Origin of the sequence: Novosphingobium sp. PhB55 (assembly GCF_004368805.1) — a bacterium.
GTDB lineage: Bacteria > Pseudomonadota > Alphaproteobacteria > Sphingomonadales > Sphingomonadaceae > Novosphingobium.
Map to the genome: position 1 here is coordinate 158,324 of NZ_SODQ01000004.1, position 22,239 is coordinate 180,562.

Genomic DNA, 22,239 nt, shown 5'->3' on the forward strand with positions numbered 1-22,239 from the left:
GATCCTCTCGTTGCGGATGATCGCGGGTGTACCGGGGGTATTTTATATTTCCAACACACCTGTTGTAAAAATGGCCGATCGCGGCCCGATGATCGTCATGGCGAAGTTCTTTCCGCCGGCTGGCGTCATCGTCGCGGGATCAGGGGCGCGGGTGGTGCCGCCCGGGCGCGCTGGGGCGAAAGCCGGTCGGAACCGCAGCGAAGCGGGCTTTCCGGGCGATGCGTCTTGAGAGTCGTTCGCGGGGAACAAGCGCGCCTGCGCAACCATTGCAACGCCAACAATCCCCTAGCGAGGAAACGACCATGACGAAGACGACCCAGGACCGCAGCGCCTTTCTGACCGACGTGGAAACCCTGCGGGCCCGTGCCCGCAAGTCGCTGGACGACGGGGCGGTGATGCCCAGCTATCAGGGCGATGTCGAAAAGACGATCGAGTTGCTGCAGACGGTGGTGGCAACGGAACTCGTCTGCGTCCTGCGCTACCAGATGCACGCCATCGCGGCCGACGGCATCACCTCGAAGAGCGTCGCGGCCGAGTTCGAGGAACACGCCAAGAGCGAGCACGACCACATGCTGATGGCGGCCAACCGCATCGATCAGTTGGGCGGCGAGCCGAACCTGAACCCAGAGGGCCTCGCGTCGCGCTCGGCGACGGAATATGGCGACGGCGGAAATCTCGTGGAGATGATCAAGCAGAACCTGATCGCGGAACGGCTGGTGATCGAGCACTATCAGGAGCTGATCCGCTATTTCGGCGACAAGGATCCCACGACGCGCATCATGCTGGAGCACATCCTGGCCGACGAAGAAGATCACGCGGCCGACATGCACGACCTGCTCGTGGCGCACGAAGGCCAGCCGTTCCTGAAGGGCTGACACCTCGCCGGATCCGGGCTGTCACGGCCGGGGTAGGCGCGGGGGCGTCGCCCGTCCGGCGTTATTTGCCCGCGGTTTCTTTCGCGGGCAGCAACCGGGCCCAGCGTGCGTCCAGCGCGGCCTGAGCGCCCCGCGCGCTCACCCGCGAGACCAGCGACACGCCGCGCAAGGTAATGCTGTGGCCGCCCAGCCAGTGGCCGGAGATGCTGTACCCCACATCGTAGATCGCCACGTCCTCGTGCGCGGTGCCGTCCACCAGGAAGCGCGTGGTGATGGCCACGGGCAGCCGTTCGTCGCCTCGGCTGTCATCGGGCAGGCGGGCTTCGTTGCGGGCTTTCTTCAGTGCCCGCTCGAACCAGGAAGCCTCGATCCGGGGCTCTCCCGTGGTTTCGGCAGGCGAGATGCCGAGCGGCGAGGGGAAGGCGAGGCGCTGGCTCTGGACGGACTGGTCGGCAGAGGCGGGCCTGAGCGCGATCTGATCGCCGCCGGAGCCTGAAGATACGAGCACGAGCGTCGCCGCCTGCGTCGACGCGCGGCGGGCATCGGCGCTTTTGGACGCCTCGGTTTCGCTGCGCTGGCTCCAGCTGTTCCATAGAGTCAGGCCGGAAATGGTGACGGCGATCACCGTCAGCACTTCGCCCAGGGTTATCCAGCGGCGCCGGATCGCGGCGGCCTCGTTGGCACGGGCTTCGGCTGCGGCGCTAGCCTTGGGGTCGGGTGTGGAATCGGAATCCGGGGCGCTGTCGTTCACGGCGGCGATTCCATCATCCGCGGCCATCGCCGTCAAGCGCAAGCTGCCTACCAGGTGCCGCCGCCCAGCGCACCTTGGCGATATTCCGCGATCCGGCGCAAGGTTGCGGGGGAAGTCGTGGCCGGCAGGCCGTCCAGCGCGAACCAGCCTGCCTGGGCGATCTCGGCCGTATCGTTGCGCTTCAGGCCGTCCGCGCTTCCGTGCGGAGTACGGGCGACGTAGATGACGATGTGGTCGTCCTTGCCCTCGGCCCGGCTGTGGTAGACGCCCAGTATGCGTTCGATCGCGGGGCGGGAGATCGCCACTTCCTCTTCGAGTTCGCGCAGCAGGGCCGCTTCCACGCTCTCTCCCTTCTTCACGCCGCCACCCGGCAGGTACCACTGGTCCATATAAGTGTGCCGCACCAAGGCGACACGGTCGTCCCGGTCCAGCAGGACGGCGCGGACGCCGATGGTCCGGGGCCTGGTCACTTTCCAGACGATCCGCGCCGCCTTGCCGAGAAGCCGATGATGCAGCGCCATGAAAACTCCCAGGAGGCGGTGTCCGGCCGCATGCCGAAAGTGGACCAGCGCCGCCCGCCCGGCAAGCGGGATTGCCGCATTCCGGCCGTCCCACTCGATTGCAAGGTCGCCAATTCGCCCCAAGCCGACTATCGCGCCCGATCGTTCGGTGAAAGGATGATGGGCGAACATGGCAGGATACGAACCGCCCCGCATGGATCTGCGCCTCTTGCGGCAATTCGTGGCCGTTGCGGAGGAACTGCATTTCACGCGGGCGGCCACCCGGCTCGGCATGTCGCAGCCGCCGCTGACGGCAGCGATCCGGCGGCTGGAGGAGGAAGTCGGCGCCACGCTCATCGAGCGCGGCCGCAAGACCGTGCGACTGACGCCTGCGGGGCTGGTCATGCTGGAGCAGGCCAGGCGGCTGATGCGGGCGGCGGAAGAAGCGCTGGCGCTCACGCGCGACACGGCGGAAGGCAAGCGCGGCAAAGTGCGGCTCGGCTATGTCGGCAGCGCCATGTACGGACGTTTGCCCGCCGCCCTGCGCGCCTTTCGCAGGGCCTGCCCCGATCTGCGGGTGGACCTGCATGAGATGACCACGGTCGCCCAGGTTCGCGCGCTGCGAGAGGGCACGCTCGATCTGGGGATCGTGGTTCCGCCGCTGTTCGACCTTGCCGGGCTGCGCACGGCCTCTTTCGACGAGGACAGGCTGGCGATCGCCCTGCCGGTCGGTCATCCGCTGGCAGGCGGCGACGCCGTCGATGTCTCCCGTCTCGTCGACGAGCCCTTCGTATGCTGGCCGCGAAGCGAAGGGCCGGGCTTCCATGACCAGGTCGTGAACTTGTGCGGCGAGCAGGGCTTCGCGCCGCAAGTGGAGCAGGAGGCGCACAGCATGCATGCCGTGCTTTCGCTGGTCGCGGTGGAGGCGGGCGTGGCGATCGTGCCGGCCAGCATGCGGCAGGTGCGCGCCGCCGAAATCGCCTATTTCCCGATTGCCGGGGACACTGCGCGCTTCGATCTTCTGCTCTGCCGTCCCGAAGGCAGCGTCCCGGCAGCGACGTCCCGACTGGAGGCCGCGCTGCTTCGATAGCCTGCGCCTATCACGGCGGCCTGTCATCGATATTGGACCGGGCCGTGCCTGCCCGCCATTTCGGCCGCGAACGAGGACAGGCATGATCGATTTTTCCGGACGAGTAGCTTTGGTGACCGGCGCCGGACGCGGGCTGGGCCTTGCTTATGCAAAAGGCCTGGCCGCGCGCGGAGCGACCGTCATCCTGCAGGACAGCGGCACGCTGGCGGATGGTTCGGGCCGGGATCCGTCAGTGGCGGAAGCTGCGACGCAGCCGCTGCGGGAAGCCGGCGCAACGGTCTTCGCGGCGCCGGGCGACACGGCGAGCCGCGCGGCCTGCCATGATCTGGTGGCCGAAGCGATAGGCGTCCACGGCCGGCTGGATATCCTCATCCACAACGCGGGGTGGGTAGGCTATCAGCCGATCGAGGAACTGGAGCCCGATTTCCACGCGCGGATGATGCAGGTCGGCGTCGATGCGCCATTGTGGCTGGTGCAGGCGGCCTGGCCGGCCATGCGCGAAGCGGCGTTCGGGCGCATCCTGCTCACCACGTCCGATCGGGCGATCTACCCGCAATATGCGCAGGCGGGCTTGGCCTCTTATGGCGCGGCCAAGATGGCGGCGATCGGTATCGCCAATATGCTCGCCCACGAAGGCCGGCCTTACGGCATTACCGCCAATGTGATCTCGCCCGTGGCCAAGACCCGCATGTGGGGCGTCGAAGGCGAGCCGGACGAACTGCGGCCCGACGCCGTCGCGCCCGGTGCGCTCTATCTCGTGGCGCCCGATTGCACCGCCAGCGGATGGGTCCTGCGCGCCGCGAACGGTCAATTTACCGCTACGCAGGCCCGTGAGGCGGCAGGCGTGACCTATCCCCGCGACCTGAACGCGCTCGCCGCCGCGACGCCGGAGGATCTGGCCGCGGCATGGCCGCGGATCGCGGCCGCAGGGCCGGAAGCCCGTGCCGATACGCGCGGGCCTCTGGCGGCCAGCCCCTTGCAGGCTTCCTGATTTAGGTCCAACGGACCGTGTTGCCCCCATTAAGCTCTTGAGGAGAATGGAAATTCAGAAGGTAATTCAAGTGATCGTCGTCGTGCTGGTCGCGTTTACGGTCATGTTCGGCGGACGCTGGTACATGTATGTCGCCCAGGCCGAGAGCCCCTATGACGAAGTGGGCATCGCTCTCAACGGCTATATGCCGGGCCCGCTGCGGACCTGGGGTTGCCACAAGCTGAAGGCCCGTTTCGAAAGTCAATTGCCGCCCTATGGCTGCGGCGGTGCGGACGGTCGCACCTGGATCTGACGCAGGCCGGGCAGGGCGACGATCCGCGTCGACCTGCCCGCCGGGGCGCCCCGCCTGGATGGAAAGCGGGGCCTCGATGGAAAACCGACCGACCGACCGACCGACCGGCTTCCGCTCGGATCGGCCCCACGGTGGAATTTGAAATGATACAGACTCGATTTGCGGCAACGCTGATGATCGCCGGATTTGCGGGCCTTCCGGCACAGGCAGACGCGGCGCGGTCCCCGCTGCTCGCGCAGCCCGAGCAGGCACAAGTGCAGGCGCTCGAAAAGGCGCTGGCCTCGGCGCCTCCGGCCTTGAAGGCGGACGTGGCCGCAGCGCTGCCCACCTTGCGCCCCTACATCGCCACCCTCATGTGCGTGCAGGACGACAGGGCCACGCAAGGACTGGTCGAGAAATTCGTCGGATCGCGCGGGACCGCCATGTTCAATGGCTGGGCCGGTGCGATGTCCCCGGCCAAGCGCATGCGCCACCACGACATGTCGGGATGCGTCACGGTCACCCGCATCCAGAACTGGAAGCGCGTCGCCGCCAACGAGTTCAGGTTCGACATCCTGTTCACGGCGGAAGACAGCGGCGAGAGCTATCTCTGGAACAATGTGGTGCACAAGGAACCCGACGGAACCTGGCTGATCGCCTGATCTTCCGGCAGGTCGGCGGGGCCGGACAGTGCGTCCACGGGGCGCTATCGCTCTTCGCGCCGACCGGCCCCGCGCCCGAGGGGGAGAGCGGGGAGGATGACGATGGCGGCGATCATCGGCACTGCCAGGGCGATGCAATAGGCCGCGCGGCTCCAGCCGGCGGCCATCAGCATGCCGGCCAGATAGGGCCCGGCCACCGCGCCGATCCGCCCGCCCCCCAGGCCGATCCCCGTCCCCGTGGCCCGCATCTCGGGCGGGAACACTTGCGGCAGGATCGTATAGAGGCAGGTGATCGCGGTGTTGAGGAAGAAGCCGGTGATGAAGGCCGCCGCGATCAGGGCGACGGCGCGCGGCGGCGCCAGTCCATAGGCGGTGAGCGCCAGCCCCATGCCCACGAATACCGCTGCGGACAAGTTGCGAAGGCCGAAGCGGTTCGCCAGCAATCCGAACAGAAGGCAGCCGATGGCGCCCGCGACGTTCATCATCATGGAGGCGTAGATACCGATACTGTCGCTGAAGCCCAGTTCGGAGAGTATCTTCGGCGTCCAACTGATCGCGAAGTAGACCGTTGCCATCACGCACATGTTGAGCAGCATGACCAGGACAGTGGCGGCGAGCATCCGGCCGCGGAACAGATCGGCAAAGCCCGGGCGGTTCTCGGCCGTCCGGGCCGCGAGCGGCGGCAGCCTGTCGAGCGGCGCGCGGCCGAGTTTGCGCTGGACCCGGTTGATCTTGTCCAGCGCGCCTGCCGGGCGGCGCGCCGAAAGGAACTGGATGGACTCAGGCAGCAGCCAGAGCACCAGGGGGACGAGCAGGGCAGCCGCCGCCGCGCCGAGCAGGTAGATCGATCTCCACCCGAAAGCCCCGATCAGCGGCACGGCGGCCAGAGCGCCGACAGTCGCGCCGACGGGATATCCCAGCGCCATGCAGGAGATCGCAAGGCTGCGGCGGCGCGGAGACGCATATTCCGCCACGACCGTGTTGATGCTCGCCAGGATGCCGCCGATGCCGAGGCCGGTCAGCACGCGGGTCGCCGCCAGTTGGCCAAGATCGCCGGCAAAGGCCGAGGCGAACATGCCGGCGGCCAGCAGTACCAGGCAGAACAGGATCGCCGGCCGCCGCCCCAGCTTGTCCCCGAGCGGAGAGATGGTGAACGCGCCGATGCCCATTCCCGCCAGCCCGGCGCTGAACAGCCCTCCCACCTGGGTCGGTGCCAGGCCCCATTCGCGCGATATGGCCGGCGCGGTGAAGGCCACTGCCAGCACGTCGAAGCCGTCAAGCGCATTGATCAACACGCAGACGCCGATAGCGGCGATCTGGAAGACGGACATCGTCTCCCGATCGTCCGTCCCGATGGTGGGCGGCCCTGCCGCCGTGACACTTGCCATGGTCATCCTCTCCAGTCAGCATCCGCTGAAGCGGTGCTTTGAGGGGGATGCTAGGCATGCTGCCCGCGAACGCCCGTATCGCATTCATGCTGGGAGCTATGCCGCTCCTGTTATAGCGGCGCGGTGGCTAGAGGGAACGCCGAAGCGTTTCGCCCATCGCCATGCTGCTCTCCTGCGTGGTCGCGTGTTCGCGAAACAGCATTTCGGCGCGCAGGGCGTCGCCCGCGCGCAGCGCATTGACGATCGCGTGATGCTGGCGCTGGGCATAGCGCATGAGGTCCATGATCTCGGCGTCCTCCAGTTCTTCGAAAGCGATGACCGCCGGCGATGTGAAAGGCACGACGTTGCAGCGGGCGATGAGGTCCCGCAGCAGGGGATCGTCGGCGCCTTCCACGACAGCGGTGTGAAAGCGCTCGTTGAGTTCGCCGTAACGCTCTTCCAGCACTTCCGACAATGTCCCGGCCTGCAGCAGTTCGTCCACTTCGGCGATCAGCGGGGCCAGCGCATCGGCAATCGCCTTGCCTCGCCCGGCCAGCACGATGCTGCGCGCGGCATAGCCCTCCAGCATGGCGCGGAGATGCAGGGCCTGGAGGCTTTCGGCGCGCGTGAACGAACGAACCGCATAGCCGCGCACCCCCGCCTGGACCAGCAGGCCTTCCAGCGCCAGCGCCGGAAGCGCCTGGCGTATCGGCGTGCGGGACATCGCAAGCCGCTCCGCCAGCTCGACCTCGCGCAGCCGCTCGCCCGGCTTCAGCGTGCCGCGCAGGATCATTTCGCGCAGCCGGGTCAGCGCCGAAGACTTGGCACGAAGGGTGGTGGCGTCATCCGGAAGAGAGCTGGTCATGGCGGCGAACCTACACACCTGCTGCGGACCCGCCAAGTTCCGTGGATCCAATTATGGGATCCAAAATCGCCATAAATCGACAATTATCGAAAGGTATTGACGTATTTTGGATCCAAAGTGATTATCCAGGCATCGAATCGCGGCTGAGATCGCAATCGGTTCCACAGGAATGGGCTAACAAGGAGAGGCCGGTGCACGGGCAATTGATCGACATGGTGGTGGCAGGCGTGCGCCAGCTCACGCCGCGCATCCGGGAGTACGTCCTGGCCTCGGCAGACGGTTCTCCGCTGCCTCGCGGCGCGCCGGGTGCGCATGTGGAACTGCACACGCATTCCGATCTCAGCGGGCCGATCGTGCGGCACTATTCGCTTGTCGGCGGGCAGGGGCTCGCGGACGATCGGGCCGATCATTACCGGATCGCCGTCCAGCGCGAGGATCGCCAGCGTGGGTCGGCGCATATCCACGATACTTTCGCCCCGGGAACGCGGCTCAAGGTCTCGCGGCCCAAGAACAACTTCCCGCTCGACTTGCGCGACCGCCGTAGTCTCCTGATCGCCGGCGGCATCGGCATCACGCCCATCTACGCGATGTTGCGAAGCGTGGTGCGGCGAGGGCGGCCCTTCGCATTCGTCTATACCGGCCGCACGCAGGACCAGCTCGCCTATGCCGCCGAAGCGATGGAACTGGCAGGTGCGGCGGGCAGGCTGCACGTCAGCGGCGATCCTGCGACCGACCACCTCGATATGGCCGCGCTGCTCGCCGCGCAGAGCGACGACACCACGGTCTACGTCTGCGGTCCCCTGCCGATGATCGAGGCCGTCCACACTGCCGCGCGGACCCTGGGCTGGCCCGATGCGCGCGTGCGTTCGGAGCGGTTCACCGCCGGTCCCGCTCCCGACGATGCGCCTTTCGCCGTCGAACTGCGGCGCACTGGTCGCACTGTCGAGGTCGGCCGCGATACCAGCATTCTCGACGCCCTGACCGCCTCCGGCATCGATGTCCTCTCGGATTGTCGCCGCGGGGAATGCGGATTGTGTCCGCTCCCCGTCCTGAAAGGGGGAGAGCGGATCAGCCACCGCGACAGCTATCTTTCCGACGAGGAACGCGCCGCCGGGGACACGCTGTGCATCTGCGTGTCGCGCCTGCCCGGCGGCACCCTCGTACTCGACGCCTGACCGGAGACCCGACATGAACCAGATGACCGCCATCCCCGCCGCCGCCTCGCCGCTGGAAATGGGCCGCTTTGCCGACCAGAACACGCCGCTCGTGCGCAATTGCTGGTATGTTGCAGGCTTCGCGGACGAGATCAGCCGCGACATCATCAGCCGCCGGCTGCTGGGCGTGGACGTCGCGCTCTATCGGACACTGGCGGGAGAGCCGGTGGCGGTGCGCAACCGCTGCCCGCACCGTTCCTTCCCGCTCGCCAAGGGGCGGCTGGAGGGCGACGTGCTCGTCTGCGGCTATCACGGCATGCAGTTCGATCCTTCGGGGCGCTGCCTGGCCATGCCCTCGATGCCGATCGTGCCGACCAATGCCAATGTCGCCGCTTTCCCCACCGCGGAGCGCGGCCCGCTGGTGTGGATCTGGATGGGCGACCCCGACCATGCGGACGAAGCGCTGATCCCGGATACGTCCTGGCTGGCAAGCCCCGAATGGAAGAGCGTGCGCGGGGCCTATCACATCAAGTCGGACTATGTGGCGATGCACGAGAACCTGCTCGACCAGACGCATTTTCCGTTCCTTCATCCCGGCACGGTGGGCACGCCGGAGTTCGCGCGGTCCAAGCTGGACGTGCGGCTGGAGGGCGATGTCGTCGTCATCTACCGCGCGCTCAGGGACGCGCCGCCGCCGGGCATCTACGGCGTGCCGATGGGGCTGATGGACAAGCGCGTCGATCGCTTCTCGGAAGCGCGGTACGTCTCCCCGGCGCTGCACACCGCCTATGCCAGCGTCACGGACAACGCGGACGCTTCGGGCGCGCCGAAGAAGTACCGCTTCAACATCACTCATCTCATCACGCCGGAGACGCAGACTTCGCTCCACTACTGGTGGTTCAACTCGCGCGACCGCAAGCTGGACGATGCGGAAGCGGACGCGTTCCTGCGCACGGCATCCGAGAAGGCGTACCTGGAAGACGTGGATGCGCTGGAATGGATCGCGCAGACCGTCGCGCAGGATGCCGAACCGCAGTTCGACCTGAATTTCGCCCCCGACAAGCCCGGTCTGCTGATGCGCCGTTCGATCTTCGAACGGGCCGAGGCCGAGCAGGCCCGCGGGCTCTGAGGAGACAGACATGGCCAGAATAATCGGCGGTATCGGCACGTCGCACGTACCCACCATCGGCGTCGCTTACGACAAGGGGCGACAGGAGGACCCGGTCTGGGCCCCGCTGTTCGAGGGCTACAAGCCCGTCGCGAAATGGCTGGCCGAGAAGCAGCCCGACGTCCTGCTGTTCTTCTACAACGACCACGCGACCACGCTGTTCTTCGACCTCTACCCGACGTTCGCACTGGGCGTGGGCGAGCGCTTCCCGATTGCCGACGAAGGCGCGGGCCTGCGCGGATTGCCGGATATCCGGGGGGACGTGGACTTCCAGGCGCATATCGGCGAGGCGCTGGTGAACGAGGAATTCGACCTGGCGTTCTTCCAGAACAAGCCGATCGACCACGGTATCGCCTCGCCCCTGCCGCTGCTTTGGCCGCATGAGCCGGACTGGCCCGGCACCGTCGTGCCCATCGCCATCAACGTCCTGCAATATCCCTTGCCCACGGCCCGGCGCTGCTACCGGCTGGGGCAGGCGGTGCGCCGCGCGGTGGAAAGTTACCCTGAGGATCTGAAGGTCGTCGTCGTCGGCACCGGCGGCCTTTCGCACCAGATCCACGGCGAGCGCACGGGCTTCAACAATACCGAGTGGGATCTCGATTTCCTTGAAACCCTGCGTGACGATCCCGAGCGGCTGACTCAGCTTACCCATGCGGATTACGTGCGGCTGGGCGGCGCGGAAAGCGTCGAGCAGATCATGTGGCTGGCGATGCGCGGCGCGCTGGGCGCTTCGCTCGAGGAGATGCACCGCAACTATTACCTCATGACCACCACCGCCATGACCGTCGTCACTTACGAGGAGCGCGAAAATGCTGCTTCGGAGCAGCAACGCGAGCAGGAGGTCGCCTGATGTTCACGCAGAACCCGCAGACCGTGGGAATGCCCGAGGGCACTTACGTCTTCGACTTGCGCACCTGCAATCGCCGCCTCGCGTTCAATCGTTTCTTCTGGAACATGATCCGGCCCGAGGCGCGCCAGGCCTTCTGGGACGACGAGGAAGCGGCGATGCGCGCGGCGGGTCTCGACGACGAGGAGATGGCGTTGGTGCGCGCACGCGACTGGCTGGGCATCGTCCAGGCCGGCGTCAACTTCTTCGTCCTCGAAAAGTGGGCCCGCGTCGTCAGGAAAACCAATCTGGAAGTCTACGCGATCATGCGCGGCGAGAGCTTCGAGGAATTCATGCAGACCCGCGCCGTGCCGCACGCACGGTGAAGCGGGGGCTTGGGAGACAAACCATGACAACACAGACATTTCCGATGAACGCCTGGTATGTCGCGGCGTGGGACGCGGAAGTTGGGCGCAGCCTGCTGTCGCGCACGATCTGCAACCGCAAGATGGTGCTCTATCGCCGGCAGGACGGCACGCCGGTGGCGCTGGAGGATGCCTGCTGGCACCGGCTGGTGCCGCTCTCGATCGGTACCCTGCAGGGTGACGACGTACGCTGCGGCTATCATGGGCTGGTGTTCGGCCCCAACGGGCGCTGCACGCACATGCCCTCGCAGGAGACGATCAACCCCTCGGCCTGCGTGCGCGCGTTTCCGGTGGCGCAGCGCCACCGCTTCGTCTGGGTCTGGCCGGGCGACGCGGCGCTGGCCGACCCGGCGCTCATCCCCGACCTGCCGTGGCCGGACCATCCGGATTGGGCGGGCGACGGCAGCATGACCGAGGTAAAGGCCGACTACCGCCTGGTGATCGACAACCTCATGGACCTGACTCACGAGACGTTCGTCCATTCCTCCAGCATCGGCAACGAGGCGCTCGCCGAGGCTCCGTTCGATGCCTACCACGGCGAACGCACTGCGCGCGTCGAACGCTGGGTGCTGGACGAGGAGGCGCCGCCGTTCTGGGCGGGGCAGCTCGGCAAGCCCGGCAAGACCGATCGCTGGCAGGTCATCAACTTCCTGGCGCCTTCGGTGATCTATCTGGAAGTGGGCGTCGCACCCGCCGGAACCGGCGCGCCGGAGGGCGATCGCTCGCAAGGCGTGGACATGCGGGTGCTGCATCTGCCCACCCCCTCGACCGACAAGACCTGCTATTATTTCTGGGCCCATCTCCGGAACTACAACATAGGCGATCAGGGCCATACGCGCCGCGTCCTCAATGCAGGCGGCGGCATCATGCTGGAAGACGAGACGGTGATCGAAGCGCAGCAGCGCGCCATCGACGAGCATCCCGATCATGTCTTCTACAACCTCAACATCGATGCGGGCTCGATGTGGGCGCGTCGCGCGATCGATCGCATGATAGCAGCGGAAAATGGGCCGGTCCTGGCGGAGGCTGCGGAATGAGCGGCGAGATTCCGGCCGGTTGGCAATCTGGCCGCGTGACCTCCATTCGCGATGTCACGCCGACCATTCGAGAGTTCGGCATCGTCCTCGATCGCGCCGCCGCCTGCCCGCCCGGCAGTCACGTCAAGGTGCAGGTCGATGTCGGCGGCAGGATCGACCAGCGGTCCTATTCGGTCGTCGGCCAGGAGGGTTCCACCTTGCGCATCGCCGTGAAGCGCCAGCCGGAGAGCCGCGGCGGCTCGGCCTATATGTGGCGCCTCCAGCCCGGTGACTCCCTGGCCGTCGCGCCCCCGCGCTGCGACTTTCCGCTCATGCATGGCGCTCCGCATTACCTGCTCGTGGCCGGGGGCGTGGGGATCACGCCGATGGTGGCGATGGCCGCGCAGCTCGCCGTGCGCGGAGCAGGCCTGCGCATGGTCTATGCGGCGCGCTCGGCCGACGAGTTCGCCTATGGCGAGGAACTGGCCGGGTTCCTGGGTGATCGGCTGAGCCTTTTCGCGTCCGATCGCGGCGAGCAGATCGACATCGCGGACGAGATCCGCCGCCTGCCCGCGGACGGCGAACTCTACATGTGCGGGCCGCTGGGGCTCATGGAAGCGGTACGCAGCGCCTGGGAAGAAGCTGGCCGTCCGCGCGCCGGGCTGCGCTACGAGACGTTCGGATCGAGCGGCAGCCACGCGGCTCAGGCGTTCACCGTGAAGGTCCCGCGCCTTGGCGCAGAAGTGCTGGTCCGCGAGAACGAATCCATGCTGGATGCGCTTGAAGCGGCAGGCGTCGAGGTCGTTTTCGAGTGCAGACGCGGAGAATGCGGCCTTTGCGCGGTCGATATCGTCGAGGCGAAAGGCGAGATGGATCACCGCGATGTCTTCCTCAAGATCGTGACCACCAACATCTGCGGATCCGACCAGCACATGGTGCGCGGCCGGACGACCGCGCCGGCGGGTCTGGTGCTGGGTCACGAGATCACCGGCGAAGTGATCGAGAAAGGCGCCGATGTCGAGATGCTCGACGTGGGCGATCTGGTCTCGGTGCCGTTCAACGTCGCCTGCGGCCGCTGCCGCACCTGCCGCCACGGCGACACCGGCGTGTGCCTGACCGTGAACGACGGCCGTGCCGGCGGGGCTTACGGCTATGTGGACATGGGCGGCTGGATCGGCGGACAGGCGCGCTACGTCATGGTGCCCTATGCCGATTTCAACTTGCTCAAGTTTCCCGACCGCGACCGCGCCATGGCGAAGATCCGCGACCTGACGATGCTGACGGACATCCTGCCCACCGGCTTCCACGGCGCGCTCAACGCAGGCGTGGGCGTGGGCTCGACCGTCTATGTGGCCGGCGCGGGGCCGGTGGGCCTCGCTGCGGCGGCTTCCGCCCGCCTGCTGGGTGCGGCCGTGGTGATGATCGGCGATTTCAACCCGGATCGCCTGGCCCATGCCAGGAAGGTCGGTTTCGAGCCGATCGATCTCTCCAGCCACGATCGGCTGGGCGACCTGGTGGAGCAGGTAATCGGCGTGCCCGAAGTGGACAGCGCCATCGACGCGGTCGGCTTCGAGGCGGTGGGCCACGGCGGCAAGGAGCAGCCCGCCATCGTGCTCAATCAGATGATGGAAGTGACCCGCGCGGCCGGCTCCATCGGTATTCCGGGGCTTTACGTCACCGAAGACCCCGGCGCGCACGAGGCGCAGGCGAAGACCGGCAATCTCAGCCTGCGATTGGGGCTGGGCTGGGCGAAGTCGCACAGCTTCCACACCGGGCAGACTCCCGTGCTCAAATATAACCGGCAATTGATGATGGCGCTGCTGCACGATCGTCTGCCCATCGCTGACATCGTCAACGCGCAAGTGATCTCGCTGGAGGATGCCCCCAAGGGCTACGAGACTTTCGACAAGGGCGCCGCCGCCAAGTTCGTCATCGACCCCCATGGCATGGTGGCATCCTGATTTGGCGCACTATCTCGAACAAAGGCTGAAGATCCGCCATCTGCGGGTGATCGACGCGCTGGAGCAGCACAAGAGCCTGCTCCGCGCGTCGCGTGCGTTGCGGGTCAGCCAACCCGCCCTGTCGCGCACCTTGCAGGAGGTGGAGGAAATCATCGGCGCCGAAATATTCGAGCGCCATCCTCGCGGCGTGCGGCCCAATGCCACGGGCGCGGTCCTCACCGCAGGCGCGCGCAAGCTGCTGACCACCATTCGCGAGCTGGAAGGGCAGCTGGACCGGCTTTCCGATGGCCAGCGGCGAACCATCCGCGTCGGCGCGCTTCCGGTGGCTGCGCATGGCCTGCTGCCTGCCGTTCTGGCCAATGCCGGCGAACAGGCCGCCCGCCTGACGATCTCCGTCATCGAGGGCAAGACCGACCAGATGATCCCGGCGCTGCTGTCAGGCGAAATCGACGTCATCGTCGGCCGCCTCTATCCCCCGTCGCAGCCTGACGATCTGGTCCGGCGCGTGCTTTACGACGAGCCGATCTCGCTGGTGGCCCGCAGCGACCATCCGCTTTTCGCGCTTCCCTCCGTCAGCGCTGCGGACGTGCAGCGCTATACGCTGGTGCTGCCGTCGGTCAGCACGCTGATGGAACGCGACGTGCGCGAGATACTGGAACAGCTTCGGCTGGATACCGATGCGGCCGTGCAATCGACATCGGTGGGCTTCATGCGCGAACTGCTGCTTTCGGGCACGTTCGTCAGTGCCGTGCCGCGAGTCCTGGTCGCGGGCGACCTCGCGCGCGACACGATGCGCATCCTGCCGGTGGCAGTGCCGTCAGCCCCGCGCCCGGCCGGCATCATCCACCGCGGACCGCTGGGAGAGGCTGGAAAGCTGCTGCTGGCGGAACTGCAACGCGAAGTTGCCCGGCTGGAGGAAAGCGACATCGTCGAAAGCGTGGCCTGACCCGACATCAGAAGCGGAAATCGGCCCAGAAGCCGAAGTAGTCCGAACTGCGTCCGCCGCCGGACTGCAACGAATCGCTGGCGATGAAGTGCGTGAAATAGGCGTGGAAACTCAGGTTCTTCGTCGCCAGATAATCGGCCTGGAGGTTCAGCCCCGTCCCCACGAAGCGGCCGCCGTCCGTCGGGCGCAGAAGCGGAAAGTTGGTCGGCCCGGCATAGACCGCGTCGGCCGCCGTGGCGCGCCAGAACAGTTCGGGTCCGCCGACCAGCGTGAGCTTCTTGCTCGGCTTGAGCGTCAGCGTGGGCGTCACGTCGATCAGGTTGGACATGTTGAGCCATCCCGCATCGCTGTAGAGCGGCGTGCGCGGGAAAGGCGGTGCGAAAGTGCCGATCTTGCCGTCGTTCGGATCGTCATCGCCGCTGAACCAGTTGAAGCGGCCGCCGAGGCGCGGCTTCATCGGAAGATCGGCGAAAGTGTAGCCCCCCTCCAGCAGCATGCCCCAGGCCTGGATCTTCTGGCCGGCGAAGCTGCCGCTCTGGTAGGTGCCTTCCGCGTCCCAGTCGAAGCCGCTGGCGCGCCCGGAGAGGCGCAGGCCCCAGCTCTGGCGGCTTTCGGTTCCCGTCAGCGTGGTATAGCGGGCATTCTCGCGGTAGAGATCGTACCAGTAGAGGTCGACCGCCAGGTTGGGCGCCAGCAGCCCCGGCGCGGTGGCTACGTATACGCCGTTGAAGTGGCGCCCATTCTCGGGGCCGTCGTCGAACATGCCGGGTTCGAACGTCACCGGCTTGACCGCGAAGGCGTCGACCCGGACCTTCCCTTCCTCGATCAAGGTGCCGCGAATGCCCTGATAGACGTAGCGCACGTTCACGCCGTCTCGCAGGCCGACGAGTTTGCCATTGCCGATCGGCATTTCGAAACGCCCCGGACGCAGCGTGAGCTTGGTGGTGTCGCCGAGCGGCAGCGTCACGTCGATGAAGGCCTGGTTAATGTCCAGCTTGTCGCGGTTGGGCGGCGTGGCGAATGTCTCGAAGAATTCGCGGTTGTCGCCCAGTTCGAGGAAAGCGCGCACGTTGCGGCCCAGGTGAAGGTCCGCCACCAGGCGAAGGCGCTGCTGCAGGGCGGAGAGCTTGTCCTTGCCCTTGGCGCCGAGGTTGAGCGCGCTCCAGTACGTATAGTTGTAGCGGGCCTCGCCGCCGATCGAGAGATAGACCTCGGGATCGTCGCCCAGCGGCAGATAGCGCAGCGCTTCCAGCGGAGAAGTGCGCTTGGCGGGATTGGCCAGGCAGGTCCAGTCCTCGGTCCAGCGCAGGCTCTGCGGGGTGCAGGGCGTTGCCGTCCGCCCGCCCGGTACCGGCTCCGGGATAGGCGGCGAGGCGGGCGGCGGGACCGGCGGCGGGGCGCCGATCTCCACGGGGGGAAGGGGGCGCATGGCGCGTTCCTGCGCGGCGGCAGCAGTCACGATGACGGGCACGGGGACAGGCGTGAGGACAGACGTGGCGCCCGGCGCAGAGGGGACTGCAGAGGTGGGCGCGGCGGAAGATGCATCGCGGTTCGGCGCCTCGCCGCTGGCCTGCTGCGCCAAGGCGGGCTGGGCCAGCGCCAGCAGGGCGCAGGCAGCCGTCATCTCTGGGAAAAGCCCAAGGGCCATTCGGGAATCCTCGTCTATCGGAAGGGTATGTCGGTGCGGGCACATGCCCGGCGCCTTCCCCGTCACGATGCAGGGGAGGGCGGGCACGAAGGGCCTGGCTAACGCAGTGCGGCTGTCATGGTGCATCCTCTTCCGCCTGCTGTGCAGGTCGCTTCTATCTTCGCGGCTCCGATGGAACCGATGGGCAGAGGTTACGCATCGATCCGGCCATAGGGCGTATGCTTTCCGCCGAGGCCGCTATCACCAATTGCGATAGCGGCGACATGCCGGAAGCGCATAACGTGGCGCGGCAATTGAATAGGACCGGATCGTCCCGCAGTGCTCTACCCGGTGGGACAACCCGGCAACCAGCGAGCGCTTGTGCGACAGACGATCATCCTGCTTCCCGGCCTGTTGTGCGATGCCTGCGTGTGGGAACATCAGGTGGAGCACCTCGGCCGATCCTACGAGGTTCAAGTGCCCGACTTGCGGCATTTCGACAGTATCGCGGCCATGGCGCGCCATGTGCTGGAGCAAGCGCCCGCGCGCTTCTCGCTGGCCGGCCATTCGATGGGCGCGCGGGTCGCGCTGGAAACGGTGCGGATGGCGCCGGACAGGGTCGAGCGACTGGCGCTGCTGGACACCGGCATTCATCCCATCCGCCCGGGCGAGGCCGAGCGGCGTCAGGCGCTGATCGAGCTTGGCGAGCGCGAAGGCATGGAGGCCCTGGCAAACGTCTGGCTCCCGCCCATGGTGCGCAAGGGCCGCCTCGATGCCGATCCGGAACTGAACGCGCGTCTTCATGCGATGGTGCACCGGATGGGCGCTGCGGTCCATCGCCGCCATATCGCCGCGCTGCTGGGACGGCCCGACGCGGTGGCCGCCCTTGCCGCAGTGCGCTGCCCGGTGCTGATCGGCGTCGGCAGCGAGGATGCGTGGAGCCCGCCCGCCCAGCATGAGGAGATCCTCGCGGCGCTGCCGGGCTCGCTCTACGTGGTGTTCGATGGCAGCGGCCACATGGCGCCGATGGAAGCGCCCGAAGCCGTGACCGCGGCGCTGGAACGATGGATGGCATTGCCCCTGGACAAGGAAGCGGGAACCGCATGACACGCGAGGATCAAGATATCTCAAACGCTTCGGAGACACCCGGCGCTGCCGGGAGCCTGGCGATCGAGCAGGCCGTCGTGCGCCAGATCCATCGCTTTGCCCAGGCAAACGATGCGCACGATCACGATGCCCTGGCTGCCATGTTCACGCAGGACGGCACGTTCGCTCGGCCGACGGCACCCGGCGCCCCGGTCTGCGGACGCGAGGCCATACGCGGCTTCTTTCGCGACCGGCCGGCGCGGCGTACCCGCCACGTCATGGCCAACACCGTCGTCGACGTGCTGGGCGCGTCGCGCGCCCGTGCGCGCAGCTATGTCGTGCTCTATAGCGGCGAGCGCGGGGAAACCGTTCTGGTGGGTGACTTCGATGACGAACTGCACCTGGAGCCCGACGGCGTCTGGCGTTTTGTCAGCAGACGCGGATCGCTGGCATTTGCGGAGTGACGGTGACCGGTCCAGGTCTTGACGGTTCGGAGCGGCACCGTCCGAGCGCCCTGGCCCGGACGGTGCGCCCTGCGGATCAGAACTTCTTGCTGACGCCGAACTGGACGATGCGGCCGATGCTGAAGCCCGTCCCTTGGGTAGTGTCGAAACCGAGGCTTGCGGCCGAGCGGAACTCGGAAGGCGAAACGTCGAACAGGTTCTGGACATTCAGCGTGAACGACAGGTCGCTGGCCCAGGCGGACTTCGCTTTGACGTCGTACTTGAAGAACAGGTTGATCGTGTCGAAGGCCGAAACCTTGGTCTGACCGAATTCGACAAGCCCGCGCTTGTAACCGGACGTGTGGTTCCAGATCACTTGCGCGCGCAGCCCGCCAACTCTGGTGCCCAGAGTGCCCTGGATGCGGAACACCGGGGTGTTGAAGGCAAGATCGTCGGACAGCGGCAGCGAGGGCAGGGCACGCGATTCCTGCGAAAGACGGTAGTTGCCGTTCACGCTCGCATCGAACGAGGCAAACCTGGTGTCGAGCACGTAGTTCGCGGAAAAGTCGATCCCGTCCAGCGTGGCGGTGCCCAGGTTGCGCGAACGCGTGTCGAGCGCCACCAGCACCGGTGAACTGGTGCCGCCCGAGGTAATGAGCGCCTGGCCCGTGGAGGTCGGGTTGGCCACGGTGAAGTTGAAATTGGCCGGATCGAACTGCGTGAGATAGGCCGCCAGTTCCTGGCCGCTGGGCCGCACCGAATAGAGCTGCGGGAAATTGGCGTAGTAGTCGCTGAGGTCGGCCCCGGTGACGGGCCTTCCGATCGTTCCCTTCAGATCGATGTTGTAATAGCTGACATTCAGCGTCAGCCCCGACAGGAACGGCGGTTCGATCTGGGCTCCGATCGACCAGTTGGTGGCCTTCTGCGGCTGAAGGCCCGGCGCGGTGCCCGAAACGAACAGTCCGATTTCGCCCGGAGCCGCGGTCACGCCGGGGGGCGTGCGCAGGAATGCAGCCGGCACCGTCGCCACGGCCGAGGCCAGGACGCCGAGCTGGTCGACCGGGGAAGGCGCCGTGAACGACTTGCCCCAGTTGCCGCGGATCGCGATCCATTCGACCGGGCGCAGGGTGGCGGCGAGCTTCGGATTGAAGGTGTCGCCGAAGTCGCTGTACTTGTCGTAGCGGCCGGATGCGGAAAGGGTCAGCTCGTTGATGAAGGACATCGCGTTTTCATCGCCGACGATCGGGATCGACAGTTCTCCGAATACCGAATCCACCTTCTGGATATACGTGGCCGGGTTCTGGAGCGCATAAGTGGACGCATTCGTGGTGCGGCGGGTGAAATTGTCCTGCATGTGCTCGTAGCCCGCGGCCGCGCGCAGCATGCCGCCCGGCAGTGCGAAGAGCGGTCCGTTGACGATGGCCCGGTAGTCGTAGAACTCGTTCCGTCCGCTGCCGCTGGCATAGCGCAGCAATCCGGATGCCACGCCGGGCGCGGTGGCGCCGACGTCGTAGGGATTGAGAGTGCGCGCCGCGAGCGCGGCAGACTGGGCGGCCGCGCTGATCTGGGCGTTGTTGAAGGACGTCGTGGCGATGCCGTAGCTGAACAGACCGCTGAATTCCCAGTCCGAGCCAAGCTCCACCGAGACGGAAGGGGCAATGCGCCAGGTTTCCAGATCGGTCTGCTGGGTGGCGGACCGGGTTCCGAAGAGCGGGCTGTAGTCGAACCTGACCACTTGCGGCAGCCCGGCATTGGCGTCTGCGGTCGGGCGGTAGAACGGCGAGGCGGCCGTCAGCGTGGCCTGCCCTGCCGCACCCGTGCCCAGGGCGCCGGTGCCCAGGGTTCCGTTGACCTGGCTGATCGCGCGATTGGCGTAGAGCGCGGTCATGTCGAATTTCACGCCGCCGGAAAGCCTCTGGTTGAGCCGGGCGAACACGGTATGCAGTGTCGAAGTCGGATAGATGGCGACCGGATCCGAGAAATCGCAGACATTGGGCCCGCCCGCGACGAGGCCCGATCCGGAAGGCACATAGGCGGTGGTGCCGATGGTCGCGTTGGGCGCGGCGCAGTTGCGGCCGGTGGGGATGTCGGTGTTCCAGTCGACCTGCTTCACCCAGTCCCGATCCGCGCCGTAGACGCTGTCGTGATGGGAGTAGCCGTAGGCGACGTAGAAACCGCCCGAGCCCCAGTCCTTGCCCGCCAGCGCGCTGGCTTCGATCGACTGGTAGTCCTCGCCGATGCCGTAGCGGGCGTCTGCCTGGATGCCGTCGAACCGGTCGCGCGTGACGAAGTTGATGACGCCGCCGATCGCGTCCGAGCCATATACCGCCGAGCCGCCATCGGTCATGGCCTCGACGCGCGCGATCACGCCGGGCGCGATGATGTCGGGATCCACCGCGACCTGCTGGATGCCGGCACCGACGACACGCTGGCCGTCGAACAGGACCAGCGTCTGGGCGCCGCCGCTGGTGTTGGCGCCGGGCAGGTTGCGCAAGTTGGGACGGTTGATCGGGTTCGACCCGTTGGAGCCGGGCTGCTGCGATATGCCGGCGGGCAAGGCATTGAAGAAGTTGCCGACTTGCGGAATGGTGCTGAGCACCTGGCTGGTCGAGGCCGCGCCGGTGGCCGCGATCTGGTCGGTATCGACATTGATGACGTTGTTGCCGGCCGGAGCGATGCCGCGAATGAGCGTGCCGATCACGACGATCGGTTCGCTGGTCACCTGGTCTGCCAGCGGCTGCTCGGGCGCCGGAGCTGGTGCCTGAGCTGGTGCCTGAGCCTCGGTCTGGGCCATCGCTGCGGCGGGTAGCAGCGCGATGGTTGCCGCTCCCAGTGCCAGCCGGGTCGCCGAACGCGTGTAGATGTTTGCCATTTCCTGTTTCCTCCCCTGGAAAAATGTTTGGAATCCGTCTTCAAATCCGTCTCGTCAGCTTTGATCTGATCGAGACGATTCAGAGTGGCAGTTGCACCTCGTTGACCGAAGTCACCACGACCTTCCCGTCCTGATTGGTCATGCGGACCTCGATGCGCACGACGGGGAAACCCCACTCGGAATTCTCGATCTTCTCGATCACCTCACCCTCGATCCAGGTTACGTCGCCTTCGAAGGCGGGCCCCCGGAACTCGCTCTTGGCGTGGCGGACCATGCCGTCGTGGCCGGCCCAGAAGGCCAGATAATCGGTGTTCCAGGCGGCCATCGTGGCGCCGTAACCATAGGCACGGTGCATGCCGATCTCGCTGGCGCGGCCGTCGTCGATATGGCCGCGCGAGGGGCCGAGGTAGAGGCCGTCGCGCAGGCGCGGGTCGACAAGGGCGCCTTCCTCGTCGAACGAGAAGCCCTCGATCCAGCCCATGTCTTGATTGACCCAGCAATCGGGCACGCCTTCGATGCCCTGCCAGTAGAAGCTGCCCCAGATGTTGAACACGAAGGCGCGGTATTCGGTGGTGAAGCTGGCGATCGAGTGAGGGCCGATGACGCGGCGCGGAAGCTTGTCGCCCACCGCGACCGCCTCGAACCGGGGGGAGACGCCGTCGCGGTTGGACAGGAACCAATCGCGCCGCGCCTGGTCGATCCCGGCAAGTTCGGCCTGGGTCCACTTGTGCGGGGTGCCGGCGGTGGAGGCGTACATTCCCCGCTTTTCCGCTTCCTTGGCAAGATAGCGGATGACCGTGGGGCAGGACTTGGCAATGAGATCGCCGCGCTGGTTGCGGTGGATCGTGTCGCCGCGCTGGAACAGGGTGGGGCCGGCGAAGCGGGTGTCGGTCAGCTTGTAACCCGTGAAGATGCGCTCGTGGGAAATCCGGTCTCCGGGGCGCACGTTGGTGCCGTACCACCACCATTCCTCGCCGCCGAAGATCATGTGCTGGCCTTCGATGCGTCCGACGCAGGCCTGATTGTTGCCATGGCCGTAGTCGAGCGCCACCAGCATCGATTGCGGCGCAATGAGATCGCCGAACTTGCTCTGCTGGGCGAAGCGCTGGTCCCAGTGCAGCGGGTTGACGTAGTCCATCGCCATGACCCAGCGGCGGATATCCGTCTTGTTGCAGGGCTCCCAAAGCTCGCCGCCGCCGACCTGATGGCCCAGCCGCCATTCGACGTCGCTGATGTCCATGATCGCGTCTTCTGCCGTTTCAGCCAAAGGTGCATCCTCCGTTCGTTATGCAAAGGAGAGATGCTGCACCGGCCCGGATCAGACTTGTCGTATCCGGACAATC

Annotated in this window: 22 protein-coding genes; 15 read left to right on the top strand and 7 right to left on the bottom strand. The window is 66.6% G+C overall.

All coding sequences use genetic code 11. From position 1 onward, the window contains the following. The first annotated feature begins 10 nt into the window (after positions 1-10). Positions 11-229 carry a hypothetical protein gene (locus tag EDF57_RS10975; RefSeq protein ID WP_134094263.1) on the top strand — a complete coding sequence of 73 codons (219 nt, stop codon included), beginning with the start codon at positions 11-13 and terminating at the stop codon, positions 227-229. Positions 230-302: 73 nt separating this feature from the next. After that, positions 303-875, top strand: coding sequence for a ferritin-like domain-containing protein (locus tag EDF57_RS10980; protein WP_134094264.1), 573 nt, complete (start codon positions 303-305; stop codon positions 873-875). 61 nt (positions 876-936) lie between these two features. On the opposite strand, the gene EDF57_RS10985 is transcribed toward EDF57_RS10980, so the two are convergent. Together EDF57_RS10985 and EDF57_RS10990 are read right to left on the bottom strand one after the other, a co-directional pair. After that, positions 937-1,626, bottom strand: a complete 690-nt coding sequence (locus tag EDF57_RS10985) for a hypothetical protein (RefSeq protein WP_243841007.1) — start codon at positions 1,624-1,626, stop codon at positions 937-939. 47 nt (positions 1,627-1,673) lie between these two features. Further along, on the bottom strand, positions 1,674-2,147 hold the full coding sequence (locus EDF57_RS10990) for an NUDIX domain-containing protein (RefSeq protein WP_134094265.1): 474 nt from the start codon (positions 2,145-2,147) through the stop codon (positions 1,674-1,676). A gap of 169 nt (positions 2,148-2,316) precedes the next feature. On the opposite strand from EDF57_RS10990, the gene EDF57_RS10995 reads away from it, so the two are divergent. From EDF57_RS10995 to EDF57_RS11010, 4 genes are all read left to right on the top strand, one after another. Beyond that, a complete protein-coding gene (locus EDF57_RS10995; protein ID WP_208324846.1) occupies positions 2,317-3,216 on the top strand; it encodes a LysR substrate-binding domain-containing protein in 900 nt (299 codons plus the stop codon). 82 nt (positions 3,217-3,298) lie between these two features. After that, positions 3,299-4,207 carry an SDR family NAD(P)-dependent oxidoreductase gene (locus EDF57_RS11000; protein WP_134094266.1) on the top strand — a complete coding sequence of 303 codons (909 nt, stop codon included), beginning with the start codon at positions 3,299-3,301 and terminating at the stop codon, positions 4,205-4,207. A gap of 46 nt (positions 4,208-4,253) precedes the next feature. Further along, positions 4,254-4,499 carry a hypothetical protein gene (locus tag EDF57_RS11005; RefSeq protein WP_243841008.1) on the top strand — a complete coding sequence of 82 codons (246 nt, stop codon included), beginning with the start codon at positions 4,254-4,256 and terminating at the stop codon, positions 4,497-4,499. Between the two features lie 143 nt (positions 4,500-4,642). Continuing rightward, positions 4,643-5,140: a hypothetical protein gene (locus EDF57_RS11010; protein ID WP_134094267.1), complete on the top strand. Its 498-nt coding sequence runs from the start codon at positions 4,643-4,645 to the stop codon at positions 5,138-5,140. A 44-nt stretch (positions 5,141-5,184) separates the two neighbouring features. On the opposite strand, the gene EDF57_RS11015 is transcribed toward EDF57_RS11010, so the two are convergent. Next, complete coding sequence (locus tag EDF57_RS11015; RefSeq protein ID WP_166675243.1) at positions 5,185-6,528, bottom strand: MFS transporter; 1,344 nt, start codon at positions 6,526-6,528, stop codon at positions 5,185-5,187. 127 nt (positions 6,529-6,655) lie between these two features. Continuing rightward, entirely contained in the window at positions 6,656-7,372 is a 717-nt protein-coding gene (locus EDF57_RS11020) for a GntR family transcriptional regulator (RefSeq protein ID WP_134094269.1), read from the bottom strand. A gap of 191 nt (positions 7,373-7,563) precedes the next feature. Here EDF57_RS11020 and EDF57_RS11025 point away from each other — a divergent pair, with 191 nt between their 5' ends. The 7 genes from EDF57_RS11025 to EDF57_RS11055 are packed head-to-tail and all read left to right on the top strand — an operon-like array spanning position 7,564 to position 14,868. Continuing rightward, entirely contained in the window at positions 7,564-8,547 is a 984-nt protein-coding gene (locus tag EDF57_RS11025; protein ID WP_134094270.1) for a PDR/VanB family oxidoreductase, read from the top strand. Positions 8,548-8,560: 13 nt separating this feature from the next. After that, on the top strand, positions 8,561-9,655 hold the full coding sequence (locus tag EDF57_RS11030; RefSeq protein WP_166675244.1) for an aromatic ring-hydroxylating dioxygenase subunit alpha: 1,095 nt from the start codon (positions 8,561-8,563) through the stop codon (positions 9,653-9,655). Between the two features lie 10 nt (positions 9,656-9,665). Beyond that, a complete protein-coding gene (locus EDF57_RS11035) occupies positions 9,666-10,544 on the top strand; it encodes a gallate dioxygenase (RefSeq protein ID WP_134094271.1) in 879 nt (292 codons plus the stop codon). Beyond that, positions 10,544-10,906, top strand: a complete 363-nt coding sequence (locus EDF57_RS11040) for a protocatechuate 3,4-dioxygenase (RefSeq protein WP_134094272.1) — start codon at positions 10,544-10,546, stop codon at positions 10,904-10,906. The genes EDF57_RS11035 and EDF57_RS11040 overlap by 1 nt, the downstream gene beginning before the upstream one ends. A gap of 23 nt (positions 10,907-10,929) precedes the next feature. Beyond that, positions 10,930-11,982: an aromatic ring-hydroxylating dioxygenase subunit alpha gene (locus EDF57_RS11045; RefSeq protein WP_134094273.1), complete on the top strand. Its 1,053-nt coding sequence runs from the start codon at positions 10,930-10,932 to the stop codon at positions 11,980-11,982. Further along, entirely contained in the window at positions 11,979-13,922 is a 1,944-nt protein-coding gene (gene fdhA / locus EDF57_RS11050; protein WP_134094274.1) for a formaldehyde dehydrogenase, glutathione-independent, read from the top strand. The genes EDF57_RS11045 and fdhA overlap by 4 nt, the downstream gene beginning before the upstream one ends. After that, positions 13,903-14,868, top strand: a complete 966-nt coding sequence (locus EDF57_RS11055) for a LysR substrate-binding domain-containing protein (protein ID WP_166675245.1) — start codon at positions 13,903-13,905, stop codon at positions 14,866-14,868. The genes fdhA and EDF57_RS11055 overlap by 20 nt, the downstream gene beginning before the upstream one ends. A 7-nt stretch (positions 14,869-14,875) precedes the next feature. Here the strand turns inward: EDF57_RS11055 and EDF57_RS11060 are convergent, their stop codons facing one another. After that, positions 14,876-16,516, bottom strand: a complete 1,641-nt coding sequence (locus EDF57_RS11060; protein WP_166675246.1) for an alginate export family protein — start codon at positions 16,514-16,516, stop codon at positions 14,876-14,878. A gap of 360 nt (positions 16,517-16,876) precedes the next feature. Here EDF57_RS11060 and EDF57_RS11065 point away from each other — a divergent pair, with 360 nt between their 5' ends. Together EDF57_RS11065 and EDF57_RS11070 are read left to right on the top strand one after the other, a co-directional pair. Continuing rightward, positions 16,877-17,602 carry an alpha/beta hydrolase gene (locus tag EDF57_RS11065; RefSeq protein ID WP_134094277.1) on the top strand — a complete coding sequence of 242 codons (726 nt, stop codon included), beginning with the start codon at positions 16,877-16,879 and terminating at the stop codon, positions 17,600-17,602. Further along, positions 17,599-18,045 carry a nuclear transport factor 2 family protein gene (locus tag EDF57_RS11070; RefSeq protein WP_134094278.1) on the top strand — a complete coding sequence of 149 codons (447 nt, stop codon included), beginning with the start codon at positions 17,599-17,601 and terminating at the stop codon, positions 18,043-18,045. The genes EDF57_RS11065 and EDF57_RS11070 overlap by 4 nt, the downstream gene beginning before the upstream one ends. Before the next feature lie 76 nt (positions 18,046-18,121). Here EDF57_RS11070 and EDF57_RS11075 read toward each other — a convergent pair whose 3' ends face one another. Together EDF57_RS11075 and EDF57_RS11080 are read right to left on the bottom strand one after the other, a co-directional pair. After that, positions 18,122-20,896 (bottom strand): TonB-dependent receptor, encoded by a 2,775-nt coding sequence (locus EDF57_RS11075; RefSeq protein ID WP_134094279.1) that lies wholly within the window; start codon positions 20,894-20,896, stop codon positions 18,122-18,124. 79 nt (positions 20,897-20,975) lie between these two features. Then, the gene (locus EDF57_RS11080) at positions 20,976-22,163 is read right to left on the bottom strand and encodes a MaoC family dehydratase N-terminal domain-containing protein (RefSeq protein WP_243654273.1); all 1,188 of its coding nucleotides are present in this window, start codon (positions 22,161-22,163) and stop codon (positions 20,976-20,978) included. Positions 22,164-22,239: the final 76 nt, after the last annotated feature.